This is a genomic window from Streptomyces sp. NPDC056160, assembly GCF_042268205.1.
GTDB lineage: Bacteria > Actinomycetota > Actinomycetes > Streptomycetales > Streptomycetaceae > Streptomyces.
Genome location: NZ_JBHJUW010000159.1, coordinates 1 through 17,833 on the forward strand (window position 1 = coordinate 1; position 17,833 = coordinate 17,833).

The window sequence follows — 17,833 nt, forward strand, 5'->3', positions numbered from 1 at the left end:
GGCCCCGGCCGCTCCGGCCCCGGCTCCGCAGGCCCCGGCCACCCCGGCGCCCGCTCCGGCCCCGGCCGCCGCCCCCGCGGCTCCGGCTCCCGCCGCACAGGCGACCGACGAGGGCGCCTACGTGACCCCGCTGGTGCGCAAGCTCGCCGCCGAGAACGGCGTCGACCTGGGCTCCGTCAAGGGCACCGGCGTCGGCGGCCGGATCCGCAAGCAGGACGTGCTCGCCGCCGCCGAGGCCGCGAAGGCCCCGGCCCCGGCCGCCGCCCCTGCCGCGCCCGCCGCGAAGAAGGCCCCCGCCCTGGAGGCCTCCCCGCTGCGCGGCCAGACCGTGAAGATGCCGCGGATCCGCAAGGTCATCGGCGACAACATGGTCAAGGCCCTGCACGAGCAGGCGCAGCTGTCCTCGGTGGTCGAGGTCGACGTGACCCGGCTGATGAAGCTGCGCGCCAAGGCGAAGGACTCCTTCGCGGCGCGCGAGGGCGTCAAGCTCTCCCCGATGCCGTTCTTCGTCAAGGCCGCCGCGCAGGCGCTGAAGGCCCACCCGGCCATCAACGCCAAGATCAACGAGGCCGAGGGGACCATCACCTACTTCGACACCGAGAACGTCGGTATCGCGGTGGACTCCGAGAAGGGCCTGATGACCCCGGTCATCAAGCACGCCGGTGACCTGAACATCGCCGGTATCGCCAAGGCCACGGCCGAGCTGGCGGGCAAGGTGCGGGCGAGCAAGATCACGCCGGACGAGCTGTCCGGTGCGACCTTCACCATCTCCAACACCGGTTCGCGCGGCGCGCTGTTCGACACGATCATCGTGCCGCCGGGCCAGGTCGCGATCCTCGGCATCGGTGCCACGGTCAAGCGTCCGGCCGTCATCGAGACCGAGGAGGGCACGGTCATCGGCGTCCGCGACATGACCTACCTGACCCTCTCCTACGACCACCGCCTGGTGGACGGCGCCGACGCGGCCCGTTACCTGACGGCGGTCAAGGCGATCCTGGAGGCGGGCGAGTTCGAGGTCGAGCTGGGTCTGTGACCCGGGCCGAGGGTCCCGACGGCGTCGGGACCGGCCTCTGACCTCGTCCCCACGCGGGAACAGCGGGTGCGGCGCCCCCGTCCGGAGCACTCCGGGCGGGGGCGCCGCCGTTTGCCGTTTTTTGGCCATCACGGCGTGTAAGCCTCGTCTCACCTGCGTGAAAGCGCCCGTATGCGCCCTTCCGCCCCGCGCGGACCGCCGTATTGTCTAAGCGTCAACGCCCCCGGGGGCCGCCGCCCGGCCCCGCTTTAAGGAGCCTCCATGACCGCGCCCGTCGTCCACTCGCTGCGCGAGCAGATCCGCGAGCACATCGTGGAGGGGATCGTCAGCGGGCGCTGGAAGCCGGGCGAGCGGATCGTGGAGCGGCGGATCGCGACCGAGCTGGAGGTCAGCCAGACCCCGGTGCGGGAGGCGCTGCGCGAGCTGGAGTCGCTGCGGCTGATCGAGTCCGCCCCCAACAAGGGCGTACGCGTACGCAACCTGACCGCCGCCGACCTGGAGGAGAGCTACCCCGTCCGGGCCGGACTGGAGGCCATCGCGGCGGAGCTGGCGGCCGACCGGCTGGCCGAGGACTGCTCGGCCCTGGAGCCGCACGTCAGCGCGCTCTACGACGCCGACCTGCGGGCCGACGGCACCGCGCAGGTGCGGCACACGGTGGGCTTCCACCGGGAGCTGGTGCGCGCCGCCGGCAACTCGGTGCTGCTGCACACCTGGGAGGGCCTGGGCATCGAGGTGTTCACGGCGCTGTCCATCCGCTGGCTGGGCACGGTCCAGCAGTCGTACGCGGAGGAGCACGAGGAGCTGGTGCAGGCGTTCCGCAGGCGTGATCCGCGGATCGCGGAGCTGGTGAAGGCGCACGTCCTGGGCTGCGCGCCGCGCCCCTGAGCCCCCGCGCTCCCACGCCCCCACGCCCCCGCGCTCCCGCGCTCCCGCGCTCCCACCGAGGAGCAGCCTCCGGGCCCCCGGTTCCCCGCCGCGAGCACTCTCCGAGCCCCCCGCCGACCACCGCGCGGCAGTCGAGCACCCCCCAGCTCACCTGCGAAAACAGTTCGAAAATGCGGCACCGCGTGCCTGTTCGAAAGGCACCCCGTGCCGACTTTCTCGGAATCGAGAGGTTTTGCCCCTCAACCCTTTGATCGATCATCGATCAGGGAGTTACAGTCGGCGACGGGCTCCCACCAGAGCCCCTTGAGCCCTGTCCTGCCAAAGACCTAGGGCACCCCCGAACCCTTGCAGATGAGGGAACCCCCTTCGACTGAGGAAGGCGGCGACATGACCGACCCCAACGCCATCCAGCCGAGCGAGCTCGACCAGCTCCCGGACCGCGACCCCGAGGAGACCGCCGAATGGCGGGCCTCCCTGGACGCCGTTGCCAAGGCGGCCGGGCCGCACCGTGCCGCGTACCTGATGCGCCGCACGCTGGAGCGCGCCGAGGGCACTGGTGTCGCCCTGCCGAAGCTCCTGGAGACCGACTACGTCAACTCCATCCCGACCGCGGCCGAGCCGGCCGTCCCCGGTGACGAGGCCATGGAGGCCCGCATCACCGCGTGGAACCGGTGGAACGCGGCCGCGATGGTCACCCGCGGCTCCAAGTATGGCGTCGGTGGCCACATCGCCACCTTCGCCTCGGCGGCATGGCTGTACGAGACCGGTTTCAACCACTTCTTCCGCGGCAAGGAGGGCGACGGTTCCGGCGACCAGCTGTACATCCAGGGCCACGCCTCTCCCGGCATCTACGCCCGCGCGTTCCTGGACGGCCGCCTGAGCGAGGCCCACCTGGACAAGTTCCGCCAGGAGGCCGGGGGCAGCGGGCTGCCGTCCTACCCGCACCCGCGCCGCCTGCCCTGGCTGTGGGAGTTCCCGACCGTCTCCATGGGCCTCGGCCCGCTGTCGGCGATCTACCAGGCGCGCTTCAACCGCTACCTCACCAACCGCGGCATCAAGGACGTCTCCGCCTCGCACGTGTGGGCGTTCCTCGGCGACGGCGAGATGGACGAGCCCGAGTCGACGGCGGCCCTCGCGCTGGCCGCGCGTGAGCAGCTGGACAACCTCACCTTCGTCATCAACTGCAACCTGCAGCGCCTGGACGGCCCGGTCCGCGCCAACTTCAAGATCGTGCAGGAGCTGGAGGCCCAGTTCCGCGGCGCCGGCTGGAACGTGGTCAAGTCGCTGTGGGGCACCGCCTGGGACGAGCTGTTCCAGCTCGACACCACGGGCGCGCTGCTGCGCCGACTGCGCCAGGTGCCGGACGCGCAGATCCAGACGTACCAGACGCGCGACGCGGCCTACATCCGCCAGGACTTCTTCGGCGCCGACCCGGCGCTCGCCGAGATGGCGAAGCTGCTGAGCGACGACAAGATCATCGAGTGCTTCCACTACTCGCGCGGCGGCCACGAGGCCCGCAAGGTCTACGCCGCCTACAAGGCCGCCCTGGAGCACAAGGGCGCCCCGACGGTGATCCTGGCCCAGACGGTCAAGGGCCACACCCTGGGCAGCGGCTTCGCGTCGAAGAACGCCAACCACCAGATGAAGAAGCTGACGGTGGACGAGTTCAAGCAGATGCGCGACCTGCTGGACCTGCCGGTCAGGGACAGCGACTTCGTCGACGGCCAGGTCCCCTACGGCCACCCCGGCGCCGACTCCCCCGAGGTGCGCTACCTCCAGGAGCGCCGCGCGGCCCTCGGCGGCCCGGCCCCGGCCCGCCGCGTGCACCCGCTCGCGCCGCTGCCGGCCCCGGCCGACAAGGCCTTCGCCGCCTTCGACAAGGGCTCCGGCTCGCAGAGCGTGGCCACCACGATGGCGTTCGTCCGCCTGGTCAAGGACCTGGTCCGCGACAAGGAGACCGGCAGGCGCTGGGTGCCGATCGTCCCCGACGAGGCGCGCACCTTCGGCATGGAGAGCCTCTTCCCGTCCCTCGGGATCTACTCCCCCAAGGGCCAGACGTACGAGCCGGTCGACCGCGACCAGCTGATGTACTACAAGGAGGCCAAGAACGGCCAGATCCTCAACGAGGGGATCACCGAGGCCGGTTCCATGGCCGACTTCATCGCCGCCTCGTCGTCGTACGCGACGCACGGCGAGCCGATGATCCCGTTCTACATCTTCTACTCGATGTTCGGCTGGCAGCGCACCGCCGACCAGATGTGGCAGCTCGGCGACCAGCTCGGCCGGGGCTTCCTGGTCGGCGCCACGGCCGGCCGCACGACGCTCACGGGTGAGGGCCTCCAGCACGCCGACGGCCACTCGCCGGTCATCGCGGCCACCAACCCGGCGGCGCTGTCCTACGACCCGGCGTTCGCGTACGAGATCGCGGCCATCGTCAAGGAGGGCCTGCGCCGCATGTACGGCGAGGCGGCCGAGGGCGAGGACCAGAACGTCTTCTACTACCTCACCGTCTACAACGAGCCGATGCCGCAGCCGGCCAAGCCGTCCGGCCTCGGCATCGACGAGGGCATCGTCAAGGGCCTGTACCGCTTCAACACGGCCGAGTCGGCCGGTCTGACGGCCCCGGCGAACGCCCCGCGCATCCAGCTGCTCGGCTCGGGCACGGCGATCCACTGGACGCTCAAGGCCCAGCAGCTGCTGGCCGAGGAGTGGGGCGTGGCCGCCGACGTGTGGTCGGCGACCTCCTGGGGCGAGCTGCGCCGGGACGCCCTGGAGGCCGACGCGGCGCTGCTGCGCGGCGAGGAGCGGGTGCCCTACGTACGGCAGGCGCTCCAGGGCGCCGAGGGCCCGGTGCTGGCCGTGTCCGACTACATGCGCCAGGTCCCGGACCAGATCGCGCAGTGGGTCGAGCAGGACTGGTCCTCGCTGGGCGCCGACGGCTTCGGCCTGTCGGACACCCGTGAGGCCGCCCGCCGCCACTTCGGTGTGGACGCCGAGTCGATCGTCGTCGCGGCCCTGGCCCAGCTGGCCCGGCGCGGCGAGGTGAAGGCCTCGGCGGTCAAGGAGGCCCGGGAGAAGTACGGCCTGTAAGGGCTCGGACGTCTCGTGACGAAGGGGTACGGCGCTCGCCGTACCCCTTCGTCGTCGTCGGGGCTGTCAGTGGCCCCCGGCATGATGGCCCTATGCGCGCCGCCCGCCTGATCAAGATGGTCCTGCTGCTCCAGTCGCGGCAGCCGATGACCGCCGCCGAGCTGGCCCGCGAGCTGGAGGTGTCGGAGCGGACCGTCACGCGGGACGCGCAGGCGCTGTCGGAGGCGGGGGTGCCGGTCTACGCCGACCGGGGGCGGGCCGGCGGCTACCGGCTGGTGGGCGGCTACCGCACCCGGCTGACGGGGCTCGCGCGCGGCGAGGCGGAGGCGCTCTTCCTGAGCGGCGTGCCGGGCGCGCTGCGGGACATGGGCCTTGAGGACGCCGCCTCGGCCGCCCGTCTGAAGGTGTCCGCGGCGCTGCTCCCCGCCGTGCGCGATGCTTCCCGGACGGCGGCGCAGCGCTTCCACCTGGACGCCCCGGCCTGGTTCCGCGAGCCCGAGGCGCCCGCGCTGCTGCCCGCCGTCGCGGAGGCGGTCTGGAGCGACCGCCGGATCACCGCGCGCTACCGGCGCGGGGAGGACGGCGAGGAGGTGGTACGGGAGCTGGAGCCGTACGGGCTCGTGCTGAAGGCGGGCGTGTGGTACCTGTGCGCCCGGGCCGCGGAGCACGCCTCGGGCGGCGGGCCGGGGCCGCACCGGGCCGGGGAGGCCGCCCCTGGAGCCGACACCGTTCGCCGGGCCCACCGGGTCTACCGGGTCGACCGGCTGACGGCGGTCGATGCGGGTGAGGAGCGGTTCGCGCGGGACGAGGCGTTCGACCTGCCCGCCTTCTGGGCGGAGCGCGCCGAGCAGTTCGCCCGCTCCATCCTGCGCGCCGAGGTGGTCGTACGGCTGTCCGAGGAGGGGGTGCGCAGGCTCGCGCACGCCGTCGATCCGGCGGCGGCCCGCGAGGCCCTGGCCGTCGCCGCCCCCGTGGACGAGCACGGCCGAAGGACGGTGACGCTCCCGGTGGAGTCGGAGGAGGTCGCGCACGCCCAGCTCACGGCCCTGGGCCCGGAGGCGGAGGTGCTGGCCCCCGCGTCCCTGCGCGCACGCCTCACCCGGGACGCGCGGCGCCTGGCCGGGCTGTACGGCACCCCGGGCCCGGCGGGGGCAGAAGGGACGGGCCCGGCGGGGGCGGAAGGGACGACAGGTGCGGCAGGGGGCCCGGGGGCGGGGTGAACGGGCGCGGTGCGCCCGGAGTATGTACGGGACGCAACGATCCGCGGCACTCCGCGTGCGGGGCCCGGCGCGAGGGCCGATGCTTGACCCGTGATGGACGAGACGGAGTTCTGGGAGCTGATCGACGCCACGCGCGGGGCCGCCGAGGGGGACCCGGAGGAGCAGGCCGATCTGCTCGTGGAGCGGCTGCTCGGGTTCGATCCCGAGCAGGTCCTGGACTTCGCCCGTCACTTCGAGTCCCGCTACAACCGCGCGTACCGGTGGGATCTGTGGGGCGCCGCGTGGGTGTTGCTGGACGGGGCGAGCGACGACGCCTTCGACTACTTCCGGTGCTGGCTGATCGGCCAGGGCCGGGAGGTGTTCGAGGGCGCGCTGCACGACCCGGACACACTCGCCGAGTTGCTCGGCGACTTCGACGAGGAGATCGACGGCGACGGCGAGGAACTGGGGTACGCGGCCGACGAGGCCTACGAGCAACTCACCGGCACCGTCGCCCCCGACCTGGGCGTCCCGCCCGCCCCGGCCGAACCGGCGGGTACGCCGGTCGGGTTCGAGGACGACGAGGCGCTGGCCCGGCGCTACCCCCGCCTGTGGACCCGATTCCGGGACTGAGCCCGCACCCCGCGGGGACGGACGCCCCGGCGGGCCGGGTCAGATACGGCCCTGCAACCGGGCCGCCGTCTCGCGGATCGCGGGGAGGCGGATCGTCAGGGCCGCGCCGGGGCAGGTGGTGCGGAAGCCGTCGGTGTGGCCGGCGAGGGCCGGGAGCAGAGCGGCGGTGCCGATGTCGTAGCGGGCGAGCCGGTTGCTGGAGACCAGCGTGACGCTGCCGCGCGGGTCGACTCCGGCCAGGCCGAGTTTCCAGGCGGCCAGCGCGGCTATCGCGTCGGTCATGGCGCGCGGCACGGGCGTCCCCGTCGTGAACGTGCCGATCGCCGCGATGCCTGCCGTGCGGTGGTTGAACCCCTGGGTGTGCGCGCCGATGACGGCCCGTTCGACGCCGCCGGCCCGGCCTTCGTAGATCGTGCCGCAGCGGTCGACGAGGAAGTTGTAGCCGATGTCGTCCCACTGGCGGGCGCCGGTCTGCCCGGCGTAGAGGTGGCGGATGATGCTCGGTGCGTCGGCGCAGGCGTAGCCGTTGGGCGAGTCGGTGTGGTGGACGAAGACGGCGACGACCTTGTCGTCGTAGCGCGGGGGCGGCTGCACGTGCCGTGCGGTGGCGTCGAGCCAGACCGACCGCGACACGATGCGCGGCCGGGGCGCGCGGTGCGCGGTGGCGGCCGAGCCGGGCGCCACGCTCTGCGCGGACAGCGGATCGGCGTCCTGGGCGTGCGCTCCCGTGGGCGCCCGCTCGGTGACCGTACGGCCGACGCCCTCCGCGCCCAGCAGCAGCGCGCCGACGGCGGCGGCCACCGGCAGGAGGCACAGCAGCCCGATCAGGGCGCGCCGCAGCAGCCGCGTCTGCCGGCGCACCGCCGTGACGCCCCGCGGCTCCCCCGGGGTCCGGTCCCCGCCCGGTTTCCACCAGGCCCGCACAGTCCGCACGGCCAGCCCGGCCGACTCGGTCCACCCGGTTACGGTGCGCCCGACCGGCCCGGTCAGCCCGGCTTCGGTCGACCCGGTCAGCCCGGCTTCGGTCCGCCGGGCCCGCCACGCCGGTCGCGTCCGCCACGTCGGCCGGGTCCGCCGGCTCCACGGGGCGCGCTGCCGCTTCGGGCCCCAGAGGCTCCGGGCGCGCCCTTCCTCACCCACTCCACGCATGACCTCACCCTCACCCCCATCCGCCCCGTCCGCGATGTGTGCTGTGCCACCTGGTGGAACCATCGTCCTGGTCCGGGTCGTTTCTGTGGGTACACGTACACGTGGCCGGTTCCCGGACCCCCGTGCGCGTACCCGATCACGCTGATCGCCGGGCCCGTCCCGCGCGTACTCGGGTCCGAGAGAAAGGCGGCATGCGTGGACCTGCTCGATCTCGTGCTGTTGCTGGTGATCGTGCTCTACGCCGTCTCCGGCTACCGGCGCGGACTGGTGGCCGGCTGCGTCTCGCTGGCCGGTTTCGTGGGCGGTGCGGCCGTCGGCGTGTGGGTGCTGCCGTGGGTGATGGACCTGGTCGCTCGCGGGACGACGGCGGCGACGGTCACCGCGGTGGTCACGGTCCTGGTGCCCGCGGTGCTCGGGCACGAACTGGCGGGGCGCCTCGCACTGCGGCTGCGGCGCGAGCTGGACCGGGCCGGCCGCAGCCCGCTGCGCGTGGCCGACGGCATCGGCGGCGCCGTCGCGAACTCGGTGGCGGTGCTGATCGTGGCCTGGGTGGCGGCGAGCGTCCTGGGCGCCTCCTCCTCCCCCGCGGTGACGACGGCGATACGGGACTCGACCCTGCTGGGCGCCGTGCAGAACGCGATGCCGGAGACCACCCCGGCCTGGTTCTCGCGTGCCACCTCCGCACTGACTCAGGCGGGTTTCCCGCAGGTCTTCAACCCGTTCGAGAACGAGCCGGCGGCCGGTGTCGCCCGGCCCTCCGGCGACAGCGTGACGGCGAGCGCGACGAGCGCCGCCCGGCTCAGCACGGTCAAGATCGAGGGGACGTCGGGCAACCAGGGCCGCGAGGGCAGCGGCTTCGTGTACGCGTCCCGGCACGTGATGACCAACGCTCACGTGGTGGCGGGCATCGATCACCCGTTCGTGCAGATCGGCGGCGTCGGGCACTCGTACGCGGCACGGGTGGTCCTCTTCGACCCCGACCGGGACGTGGCCGTGCTCTACGTCCCCGGCCTGCGCGCTCCCGTGCTGCGTTTCGACGACACCGCCGGGCGCGGCGACGCGGCCGTGGTCGCGGGCTATCCGCAGGACGGCGGCCTGGACCTCCAGGCGGCGACGGTGGCGAACCGGATCCGGGCCACGGGCCAGAACATCTACAACGACGCCACCGTCACCCGGGAGATCTACTCCGTCCGCTCCACGGTCCGGCCGGGCAACTCCGGCGGTCCGCTGCTGACCACGGACGGGCGCGTGTACGGCATGGTGTTCGCCCGCTCCACCTCGGACGCCGAGACGGGGTACGCGCTGACGGCGGCCGAGGTGGCGCCGGACGCGGAGCGGGCGGCGAGCGCCACGGCGGCCGTGGCCACGGGCCGGCTGGTCGCCTCCTGACGCGCCCGCATCACAGCGGGCGGCCCATGAGCACGTCGTCGACGTAGCCGCCGTCCAGGTGGAACTCCTCCGGCTGGACGCCCTCCACGACGAAGCCCTCGGACTCGTACAGCCTGCGGGCGGGGGCGTTCGGGCCGAGGACGCGCAGGGTGATGCGGCGGGCGCCCAGGCGGCGGGCCTCCTCGACGGCGGCGCGCAGCAGGGCGCGGCCGATGCCGGTGCCGCGGGCCTCCTCGGCGACGGCGAGGCCGCGGATCTGGCGGACGTGCGCGTTGGCGGGCAGTTCGGTGGGGCGGCCGAGGCGGATGTAGCCGACGAGACGGCCGCCGGCTTCGGCGACCAGGTGCTGACCGGGACCCGACCGTTCGGTGAAGAACGGCTCGTACGGTGCCTCGGGGCGCGGTTGCACGGAGTGCAGCGGGGACCAGGCGGCCCGGTCGAGGCGGCCCAGGGCCTCCTCGTCGCCGGGTGCGGCACGGCGTATGCGCGGGGCGGTGCGGGGCGGGGGAACACTGTCGGGCATGGGGGCACTGTAGGGGCGGGCGGGGGCGCTGTCGCCGGAAATTTTGTGGCGGGCGGGGCGGGAGGGGCCCGGCGGGGCAGGATGAGCTCATGGAACGTTCACGCATCGCGGTGGCCGGCGCGTCCGGCCTGATCGGCAGCGCTCTGGTGCGGTCCCTGGTCGCGGACGGGCACGAGGTGGTGCGCCTGGTGCGCCGTCCGGCCCGCGGCGCGGACGAGGTCCGCTGGGACCCGCAGGGGCAGTACGTCGACACGACGGGGCTCATCGGGTGCGACGCGGTGGTCAACCTCGCGGGCGCGGGGGTGGGTGACCACCGCTGGACGGACGCGTACAGGAGGACGATGCGGGACAGCCGGGTGCTCGGTACGGCGGCGCTCGCCGAGGCCGTCGCCGCGCTCGGCACACCGCCGCGGGTCTTCGTCGGCGGCAGCGCGATCGGCTTCTACGGCGACACGGGCGAGCGGGCCGTCGACGAGGACGCGCCGCCCGGTGACGGTTTCCTGCCCTCGCTGTGCGTGGAGTGGGAGGAGGCGGCGGCCCCGGCGCAGGAGGCGGGCGTGCGGACGGTGTTCGCGCGGACGGGGCTGGTGGTGGCCCGCGAGGGCGGCGCGTGGGGGCGGCTGTTCCCGCTGTTCCGGGCCGGTCTCGGCGGGCGGATGGGGGACGGGCGGCAGTACTGGTCGTTCATCGCGCTGCACGACGAGGTGGCGGCGCTGCGCCATCTCATCGACACCGAGAGCCTGTCCGGGCCGGTCAACCTGACCGCTCCGCACCCGCTGACCAACCGTGAGATCACGGCGGCGATGGGCCGGGTGCTGCACCGGCCGACGCTGTTCCCGGTGCCGGCGCCGGTGCTGCGGACCGTGCTCGGGGAGATGGCCGGGGATGTGCTGGGCAGTGCCCGGGTGGTGCCGAGGCGGTTGCTGGAGTCGGGGTTCTCCTTCGCCTTCCCGGGCATCGAGGACGCCGTTCGGGCGGCGTTGTGACGGGTGGCTCGCAGGGGTGTGCGGGCGGTGCTGCGACGGCTGGCTCTGAGGACGCGCGGGCGGCGCCGTGACGGTTGACGCGGAGGACATGCGGGCGGCGTCCTGACGGCCGGCGCGGAGGGCGCGCGGGCCGCGTCGTCCTGACAGCCGGCGCGGAAGGCGTGCGGGCGGCGCCGTGACGGGTGGGAGAGGGTCGGGAGAGGGCCGCCGGGGCGGCTGGTGCGAGCGGTGCGCGACGCCTCTCGACCGGTCGGCGAAAGTTTGCGACCGTATGCGACCGCCGTGCGACCGTGCCCTGTCCATGCGCGACTGCCTCTGACCGACCGCGGCTCTAACCTCGTGCCGAACTCGGGTATTCCTCAAGCCGGTCGAGGGCATCACTGCTCCACCGGTCGCGCAACCTCGAGGAGGGGCACGTGCTTGAGCCCGCGTACCAGGTGGATGTCGTCGTGGTGGGAGCCGGGGTCGCCGGGCTCTGTGCGGCGCATCGGCTCACCAGCGCAGGAGTAACGACCGCAGTCCTGGAGGCCGCCCCTCGCGTGGGCGGTCGCATGTCGACGGAGAAGATCGACGGCTTCCGGCTCGACCGGATCGGGCAGCTGCTGTTCACGTCGTATCCCCAACTGGGCCACGGCCCGGGGCTGGACGCGCTCGTGCTGCGCCCCTTCGCGCCGGGGGTCCTGCTGCACAGCGACGGACGGCACCACCGGGCGGGCGCCCCGGCGGGCGGCGGGAGCGCACGGAGCGCGCTCCACGCTGTGCGCGCCTTCGCGAGCGCCCCCCGGCCCCCGGTCCCCTCCAGGGGGCGGGCCGGCCGCGCCCTGCGCACCGTTCCGCCCCTGAGGGCCCGGGCCGGCACGGGCCCGGCGACGGCCCTGCTCGACGAGGCCCCCGCGCCCGGCCCCGTGCCCGTGGCCGACCGCGCCCAGCCCTTCGGCATCGGCACACCGCTGCGGCTGCGCGCCGCCCTCACCCGGATCGCGGCCACCCCGGTCGAACGCCTCATGACCCGGCCCGAGATGCCCGCAGGGCAGGCGCTGGCGGCCCGCGGACTGCCCGCCCGCACCGTCGACGGCTTCCTGCGTCCGCTCCTGTCCGCCCTGCTGTGCGACCCGGACCTCACCACGTCCAGCCGCTGCGCGGACCTCGCGCTGCGCGCCTTCGCGGCGGGCCGGCTGTGCCTGCCGGAGGGCGGGGCCGAGGTGCTGCCGGAACTGCTGGCGAGCACGCTGCCGCCGGGCACCGTGCACACCGGTGTACGGGTCACCTCGGTCTCCACCAACGCGGTGACCACCGCGGAGCACGGGGAGATCCGCTGCCACGCGGTGCTGGTCGCGACCGGCGCACGGACCGCGGCCGAGTTGCTGCCCGGGCTGCGCGTGCCCGACTTCCACCCCGTGACGGTCGTCCACCACACGACGGACGAACCGCCGCGGACGGGCGCCCACCTGCTGCTCGACGCGGAGCGGGGCGGGCCGGTCGCGCACACGGCCGTGGTCAGCCGGGTCGACCCGGCGCGCGCTCCGGCCGGCCGGACCCTGGTCTCCTCGACGGTGCTGGGCGAGCCGCCGGCCGACGTCGACGCCGCCGTACGCCGTCATCTGGCCCGCCTGTACGGCACCTCGACCGGCCGCTGGGAGACGCTGGCCGTGCACCACAGCGCGGAGGCGGTCCCGGCGATGCGCCCGCCGCACGACCCGAGGCGCCCCGTACGGCTCCTGGCGGGCCTGTACGTCTGCGGCGACCACCGGGACACCAGTACGCTCCAGGGCGCCCTGCACTCCGCCCACCGCGCCGCGGCGGCGATCCTGGCCGACCTGGGGGCCGGCCGGCCTATGCACAGCGCGGACCCCCACCCGACGGCGGCCCCGCGGGCGGCGGCGGCCTGACCGCGGGGCGGGGCCCCGTGGGTCCCGCCCCCTCCCCTCCGGCCGGGGACCGGCACCCCCGTCAGCCGAGGGCCGCCACCTTGTCGCGGTAGGTCCGGACCACAGGGGCGTCCTTGTACGGCTCCAGGCGGCGTTCGAAGTCGCGGACGTACTCGTCGGCGCGTACCGAGCGCATGTCCGCCGCCTGGATGGCCGCCTCCGCGCCGTGCCGGCACGCCTGTTCCAGGTCGCCGAGGCCGAGCCGGGCGGTGGCGAGGACGACGCGGCAGAACAGGCGGCTGCGGGCGTGCGCCGGCGCGCGCAGCTGGAGCGAGCGTTCGGCGTGCTGGGCGGCGGCGCGGTACTGCTGGAGGTCCCGGTGGCAGTGCGCGAACTCGTCGGCGAGCTGTGCCTCGTCGAAGGAGCGCGCCCAGAACGGCACCTCGTCGCCCGGCCGGACCGCCTCCAGGGCGCGTTCGGCGCGCGCGAGCGACGCCGTGCAGGCGCGCACCTCGCCGAGCACGCCGTGCCCGCGCGCCTCCGCGGCGTGCAGCAGCGCCTGCACAGTGGGCGGCGCCGCGCTGCCGAGGCCCTGCTGGGCCACCCGCGCCAGCTGGACGGCCTCCCGGCCGTGGGCGAGGTAGACGGCCTGCCGGCTCATGGTGACCAGGACGTAGGCGCCGTAGGGCCGGTCGCCCGCGGCCTGGGTGAGCCGGAGGGCCTGGACGAAGTAGCGCTGGGCGAGTCCGTGCGCGGCGATGTCGTACGACGTCCAGCCGACGAGCCGGGTGAGGTCGGCCGCCGCCGCGAACAGGCGGCGGCCGGTCTGCTCGCCGTAGCTGCCGCGCAGCATCGGTTCGCACTCGTGTTCCAGATAGCGCACGAGGGCCTGGCGGGCGTGGCCGCCGCCGTACATGTCGTCGAGGCTGCGGAACAGCTCCCCCACCGAGCGCAGCGCGGCGATGTCCCCCGCGGTGACCCGCCGGGGGGCCTCGCGCTCGGCCTGCGGGCGCTCTGTCCGGCCGCGCTGGCGGGGCACCCCGGGGACGGGCTGCCCGGCCCCGGCGGGCACGGCGAGCGGGGCGGCGGTCCTGCCCTGGACGGGGACGCGAGCGGCGGCGGGTGGCTCCGGGCGGGCGACGCGGTCGTCGGCCCGCCCGATCAGCCAGTCGCGGCTGGGCACCACCAGACCGGCCGGGGTGAAGGCGATCTTGCGCAGTTCGGCGTGGCTGCCCGAGTCCTTGCGCCACAGGCCGCTGACGATGTCGACGGCCTCCTCGGGGGCGGCGGCGAACTCCAGCCCGGCGTAGACCGGGGCGCAGGCGTCGAGGCCGAGGTCCTGGGCGGTCAGGCGGCGGCCGAGGCGCCGGGTGAAGACCTCCGCGATGAGGGCGGGCGTGGTGCCCCGGGGCTGCTGGCCGCGCAGCCAGCGGGTGACCGACGTCTTGTCGTATCTCAGGTCCAGGCCGTGTTCGAGGCCGAGCTGGTCCACGCGACGGGCCAGACCTGCGTTGGAGAACCCCGCTTCTGCGATGAGCGCGGCGAGCTGGCGGTTGGGAGTGCGCTGCGCGGGTCGTTCCGTCATCTGCGGTGCGGTCTCCTGCCTTTCGGGCCTGCACGCGGCCGCGTGGTGCCCGGATTGCCTGTGAGCAGCCCTTATGGCCTCATGAACGGCGTGAATGTAGCGGAGAGTGAGCAGCCGACCGCAGACTTCGGCGCGCATTCATCCGATCGTGTGAGGATTGCCCGCGCGGCTGACGCCGGACGGCCGGACGTACAGTGGCGTGGGCACGTTACGTGCCTTACGACCTTCCAGGGAGGCGCTTGCCGTGAGTGAGTTGCGGTTCGTCCGCAGGGGATTCGGTGCCGAGGCCGTGGACTACCAGGAGGCCTGGGACGAGCAGCGCCGGGTGCACGCCGCCCGGTTCGCGGACGAGGTCCCCGACACCGTGCTGCTGCTCGAACACCCGCCGGTCTACACGGCCGGCCGGCGCACGGAGGACAGCGAGCGCCCGCTCGACGGCACGCCCGTCATCGACGTGGACCGCGGCGGCAAGATCACCTGGCACGGGCCCGGTCAGCTGGTCGGCTACCCGATCCAGAAGCTGCCCCGCCCCGTGGACGTGGTCGCGCACGTGCGGCGCCTGGAGGAGGCCCTGATCCGCACCTGCGCGGAGTTCGGCCTGCCGACCACCCGGGTCGAGGGCCGCAGCGGCGTGTGGGTGCTCGGCGACCCCGTCGAGCAGCGGCCGGCGCTCGGCGGCCTCTCCCTCGACTTCGACCCGCGCCTGAGTGACGACGAGTTCGACCCGCGCCTGAACGGTCCGGAGTACGCCCCCTCCAACGCCGGCCAGCGCCGCGAGGACCGCAAGATCGCCGCGATCGGCATCCGGGTGGCCAAGGGCGTCACCATGCACGGCTTCTCGTTCAACGTGAACCCGGACAACAAGTGGTTCGACCGCATCATCCCGTGCGGGATCCGCGACGCCGGCGTCGCCTCGCTGGCGGGCGAACTCGGCCGGGACGTCACCATCGACGAGGTGCTGCCCGTCGTCGAACGCCACCTCGAGGACGTCCTGGGCAACGCCGACCTCAAGCCCCGCGTGATCGAGAAGGCGACCGCCTGAGGGCGGGGCCCGTCGGGGCCGGCGAGGTCGCCCGGCGGGTCCCGTGGGGCGGGAATGATCTCCGGGAATACCTGGTTGGCCTCACCGACTGGGCGCAACCATCACGGGCGTACCCTGGTGTACGCCGAAGAATCGAAGCTACAGGGAGCCGACGTGTCCGCAGTCGCACCCGACGGACGCAAGATGCTGCGCCTGGAGGTCCGCAACAGCCAGACCCCCATCGAGCGCAAGCCCGAGTGGATCAAGACCCGGGCGAAAATGGGTCCCGAGTACACGAAGATGCAGAACCTCGTGAAGAGCGAGGGCCTGCACACGGTCTGCCAGGAAGCCGGCTGCCCGAACATCTACGAGTGCTGGGAGGACCGGGAGGCGACCTTCCTCATCGGCGGCGACCAGTGCACCCGGCGCTGCGACTTCTGCCAGATCGACACCGGCAAGCCGGAGGCGCTCGACCGGGACGAGCCGCGCCGCGTGGGTGAGTCCGTGGTCACCATGGACCTGAACTACGCCACCATCACCGGCGTCGCCCGCGACGACCTGGAGGACGGCGGCGCCTGGCTCTACGCCGAGACCGTGCGCCAGATCCACGCGCAGACCGCCGGACGCGAGGGCGGCCGTACCAAGGTCGAACTGCTCGCTCCCGACTTCAACGCGGTGCCCGAGCAGCTGGCGGAGGTCTTCTCCGCCCGCCCCGAGGTCTTCGCGCACAACGTGGAGACCGTCCCGCGGATCTTCAAGCGCATCCGCCCCGGCTTCCGCTACGAGCGCTCCCTGAAGGTGATCACCGAGGCCCGCGACGTCGGCCTGGTCACCAAGTCGAACCTGATCCTCGGCATGGGCGAGACCCGGGAGGAGATCAGCGAGGCGCTGAAGCAGCTGCACGAGGCGGGCTGTGAGCTGATCACCATCACGCAGTACCTGCGCCCGAGCGTGCGCCACCATCCGGTGGAGCGCTGGGTCAAGCCGCAGGAGTTCGTCGAGCTGAAGGAGGAGGCCGAGGAGATCGGCTTCTCGGGCGTGATGTCCGGCCCGCTCGTACGGTCCTCCTACCGTGCCGGGCGGCTGTACCAGATGGCGATCGAGAAGCGGGGCGCCTTCGTCGCCACGCAGGCCGTCTGACACCCCCTGACACTCCGTCACCTTCCGTGCACACCAAGCCGGGCGGGCGTTCTGTGAATTCGCGCACAAGAACTTACCGCCCGGTAGTGACCGGTACGCGGCGGTCCCGGCCGTCGCCGCAGATGAGGGCACCCACCGGGGCCGCGTCGCCCGTTCGGCCCGCGATGTCAGGGCTTCATCCGTGTTTGACCGGTCGGTCACGCCCTGGTAACACCAATCAGTGACGCTGGACTCACGCCACGCGCACCCGGAGCCGTTACGAGGGGGACCTCCACCATGCAGGCCGCGCCCGTTCGCGCCACAGCCATTCCGTCCCTGACGGACGCACTCCGTGCGGTCGAGTCGCTGCTCATGAGCGGCGGCCAGCGCACCGCCCGCCGCAACGCCTGGACCTCCGTCCTGGAGGACCGCAGGCGCGCCGAGGACCGGGTCGAGGCCCAGCGCGTCCTCGACCAGTTCCCCGCCGTACGCCCGTAGGGCCGCGCCCGGGTCACGCCGCCGACGCGGGTGCCGGCCCGGCCCCGGCCGGGCCCCCGGGCACTGCGTCGTCGGTCACTCCCGGGGCCACGTAGACTTCTTGGCATGGCGAGGAAGGAAACCGCAGCCGAGGCTGCCAACCCGGGGCGACTGAAGCAGATCGCTCTGACGTACAAGATGACCCGCAAGGCCGACCCGAAGATCGGTCTTGTACTCGCGGCTGTCGGCATCGTCGTCTTCGGTGTCCTTCTCGGGATCGGCTTCTTGATCGGCCACCCCGTCTACCTGGGCATCCTGGGCTTCCTGCTCGCCTTCCTCGCGATGGCCGTCGTCTTCGGACGGCGGGCCGAGCGCGCCGCCTTCGGGCAGATGGAGGGCCAGCCCGGCGCCGCGGCGGCCGTGCTGGACAACGTCGGCCGCGGCTGGACCACCACCCCGGCCGTCGCCATGAACCGCAGCCAGGACGTGGTGCACCGCGCGGTCGGCAAGGCCGGCATCGTGCTGGTCGCCGAGGGCAACCCGAACCGGGTGAAGTCCCTGCTCGCCGCCGAGAAGAAGAAGATGAACCGCATCGTGGCGGACGTCCCCGTGCACGACGTGATCGTCGGCACCGGCGAGGGCCAGGTCGAGCTGAAGAAGCTGCGCACGACCATGCTGAAGTTCCCCCGCGTGCTGACCGGTCCGCAGGTCACCGCCACCAACGACCGGCTGCGCGCCCTGGGCGACCTGATGAGCAACATGCCGCTCCCGAAGGGGCCGATGCCCAAGGGCATGCGGATGCCGCGGGGCGGCCCGAAGGCCCGCTGACCTCCCGCCTGTGACGTCGTACGACGAGGGGGGCGCCCGGATCGATCC

The 17,833-nt window shown here is 73.7% G+C and carries 15 protein-coding genes; 12 read left to right on the plus strand and 3 right to left on the minus strand.

Features of this window, described 5'->3' with window-relative positions; all coding sequences use genetic code 11:
* From sucB to ACFC02_RS36280, 5 genes are all read left to right on the plus strand, one after another.
* The coding region (gene sucB, locus ACFC02_RS36260; RefSeq protein ID WP_376366441.1) for a 2-oxoglutarate dehydrogenase, E2 component, dihydrolipoamide succinyltransferase at window positions 1-1,033 on the plus strand (1,033 nt) is incomplete at its 5' end.
* A 261-nt stretch (window positions 1,034-1,294) separates the two neighbouring features.
* Window positions 1,295-1,918 (plus strand): GntR family transcriptional regulator, encoded by a 624-nt coding sequence (locus ACFC02_RS36265; RefSeq protein ID WP_360963239.1) that lies wholly within the window; start codon window positions 1,295-1,297, stop codon window positions 1,916-1,918.
* A 387-nt stretch (window positions 1,919-2,305) separates the two neighbouring features.
* Window positions 2,306-5,008 (plus strand): pyruvate dehydrogenase (acetyl-transferring), homodimeric type, encoded by a 2,703-nt coding sequence (gene aceE, locus ACFC02_RS36270; protein ID WP_376366443.1) that lies wholly within the window; start codon window positions 2,306-2,308, stop codon window positions 5,006-5,008.
* A 92-nt stretch (window positions 5,009-5,100) separates the two neighbouring features.
* Complete coding sequence (locus ACFC02_RS36275) at window positions 5,101-6,228, plus strand: helix-turn-helix transcriptional regulator (protein WP_376366445.1); 1,128 nt, start codon at window positions 5,101-5,103, stop codon at window positions 6,226-6,228.
* A gap of 93 nt (window positions 6,229-6,321) precedes the next feature.
* The gene (locus tag ACFC02_RS36280) at window positions 6,322-6,840 is read left to right on the plus strand and encodes a DUF4240 domain-containing protein (RefSeq protein WP_376366468.1); all 519 of its coding nucleotides are present in this window, start codon (window positions 6,322-6,324) and stop codon (window positions 6,838-6,840) included.
* Window positions 6,841-6,879: 39 nt separating this feature from the next.
* Here ACFC02_RS36280 and ACFC02_RS36285 read toward each other — a convergent pair whose 3' ends face one another.
* Window positions 6,880-7,701, minus strand: a complete 822-nt coding sequence (locus ACFC02_RS36285) for a peptidoglycan recognition protein (RefSeq protein WP_376366447.1) — start codon at window positions 7,699-7,701, stop codon at window positions 6,880-6,882.
* A 483-nt stretch (window positions 7,702-8,184) separates the two neighbouring features.
* Here ACFC02_RS36285 and ACFC02_RS36290 point away from each other — a divergent pair, with 483 nt between their 5' ends.
* Window positions 8,185-9,378: a MarP family serine protease gene (locus ACFC02_RS36290; protein ID WP_376366449.1), complete on the plus strand. Its 1,194-nt coding sequence runs from the start codon at window positions 8,185-8,187 to the stop codon at window positions 9,376-9,378.
* Window positions 9,379-9,388: 10 nt separating this feature from the next.
* Here ACFC02_RS36290 and ACFC02_RS36295 read toward each other — a convergent pair whose 3' ends face one another.
* Window positions 9,389-9,901 (minus strand): GNAT family N-acetyltransferase, encoded by a 513-nt coding sequence (locus tag ACFC02_RS36295; protein ID WP_376366452.1) that lies wholly within the window; start codon window positions 9,899-9,901, stop codon window positions 9,389-9,391.
* An 89-nt stretch (window positions 9,902-9,990) separates the two neighbouring features.
* On the opposite strand from ACFC02_RS36295, the gene ACFC02_RS36300 reads away from it, so the two are divergent.
* Together ACFC02_RS36300 and ACFC02_RS36305 are read left to right on the plus strand one after the other, a co-directional pair.
* Entirely contained in the window at window positions 9,991-10,887 is an 897-nt protein-coding gene (locus ACFC02_RS36300; protein ID WP_376366454.1) for a TIGR01777 family oxidoreductase, read from the plus strand.
* Window positions 10,888-11,303: 416 nt separating this feature from the next.
* Window positions 11,304-12,776 carry an NAD(P)/FAD-dependent oxidoreductase gene (locus ACFC02_RS36305; protein WP_376366456.1) on the plus strand — a complete coding sequence of 491 codons (1,473 nt, stop codon included), beginning with the start codon at window positions 11,304-11,306 and terminating at the stop codon, window positions 12,774-12,776.
* Window positions 12,777-12,837: 61 nt separating this feature from the next.
* Here the strand turns inward: ACFC02_RS36305 and ACFC02_RS36310 are convergent, their stop codons facing one another.
* Window positions 12,838-14,340, minus strand: a complete 1,503-nt coding sequence (locus tag ACFC02_RS36310; protein WP_376366458.1) for a regulator — start codon at window positions 14,338-14,340, stop codon at window positions 12,838-12,840.
* 199 nt (window positions 14,341-14,539) lie between these two features.
* Here ACFC02_RS36310 and lipB point away from each other — a divergent pair, with 199 nt between their 5' ends.
* From lipB to ACFC02_RS36330, 4 genes are all read left to right on the plus strand, one after another.
* Window positions 14,540-15,382, plus strand: a complete 843-nt coding sequence (gene lipB / locus ACFC02_RS36315) for a lipoyl(octanoyl) transferase LipB (RefSeq protein WP_376366460.1) — start codon at window positions 14,540-14,542, stop codon at window positions 15,380-15,382.
* Window positions 15,383-15,535: 153 nt separating this feature from the next.
* On the plus strand, window positions 15,536-16,501 hold the full coding sequence (gene lipA, locus ACFC02_RS36320; RefSeq protein WP_376366462.1) for a lipoyl synthase: 966 nt from the start codon (window positions 15,536-15,538) through the stop codon (window positions 16,499-16,501).
* 276 nt (window positions 16,502-16,777) lie between these two features.
* A complete protein-coding gene (locus tag ACFC02_RS36325) occupies window positions 16,778-16,978 on the plus strand; it encodes a hypothetical protein (RefSeq protein ID WP_376366464.1) in 201 nt (66 codons plus the stop codon).
* A gap of 105 nt (window positions 16,979-17,083) precedes the next feature.
* Window positions 17,084-17,785 (plus strand): DUF4191 domain-containing protein, encoded by a 702-nt coding sequence (locus tag ACFC02_RS36330; RefSeq protein ID WP_376366466.1) that lies wholly within the window; start codon window positions 17,084-17,086, stop codon window positions 17,783-17,785.
* Window positions 17,786-17,833: the final 48 nt, after the last annotated feature.

What these genes read in the sequence shown, in the direction of transcription:
- ACFC02_RS36265 (WP_360963239.1), top strand. Translation starts at nt 1,295, where the DNA reads ATGACCGCGCCCGTCGTCCACTCGCTGCGCGAGCAGATCCGCGAGCAC.
- aceE (WP_376366443.1), top strand. Translation starts at nt 2,306, where the DNA reads ATGACCGACCCCAACGCCATCCAGCCGAGCGAGCTCGACCAGCTCCCG.
- ACFC02_RS36275 (WP_376366445.1), top strand. Translation starts at nt 5,101, where the DNA reads ATGCGCGCCGCCCGCCTGATCAAGATGGTCCTGCTGCTCCAGTCGCGG.
- ACFC02_RS36280 (WP_376366468.1), top strand. Translation starts at nt 6,322, where the DNA reads ATGGACGAGACGGAGTTCTGGGAGCTGATCGACGCCACGCGCGGGGCC.
- ACFC02_RS36295 (WP_376366452.1), bottom strand. Translation starts at nt 9,901, where the DNA reads ATGCCCGACAGTGTTCCCCCGCCCCGCACCGCCCCGCGCATACGCCGT.
- ACFC02_RS36300 (WP_376366454.1), top strand. Translation starts at nt 9,991, where the DNA reads ATGGAACGTTCACGCATCGCGGTGGCCGGCGCGTCCGGCCTGATCGGC.
- ACFC02_RS36310 (WP_376366458.1), bottom strand. Translation starts at nt 14,340, where the DNA reads ATGACGGAACGACCCGCGCAGCGCACTCCCAACCGCCAGCTCGCCGCG.
- ACFC02_RS36325 (WP_376366464.1), top strand. Translation starts at nt 16,778, where the DNA reads ATGCAGGCCGCGCCCGTTCGCGCCACAGCCATTCCGTCCCTGACGGAC.
- ACFC02_RS36330 (WP_376366466.1), top strand. Translation starts at nt 17,084, where the DNA reads ATGGCGAGGAAGGAAACCGCAGCCGAGGCTGCCAACCCGGGGCGACTG.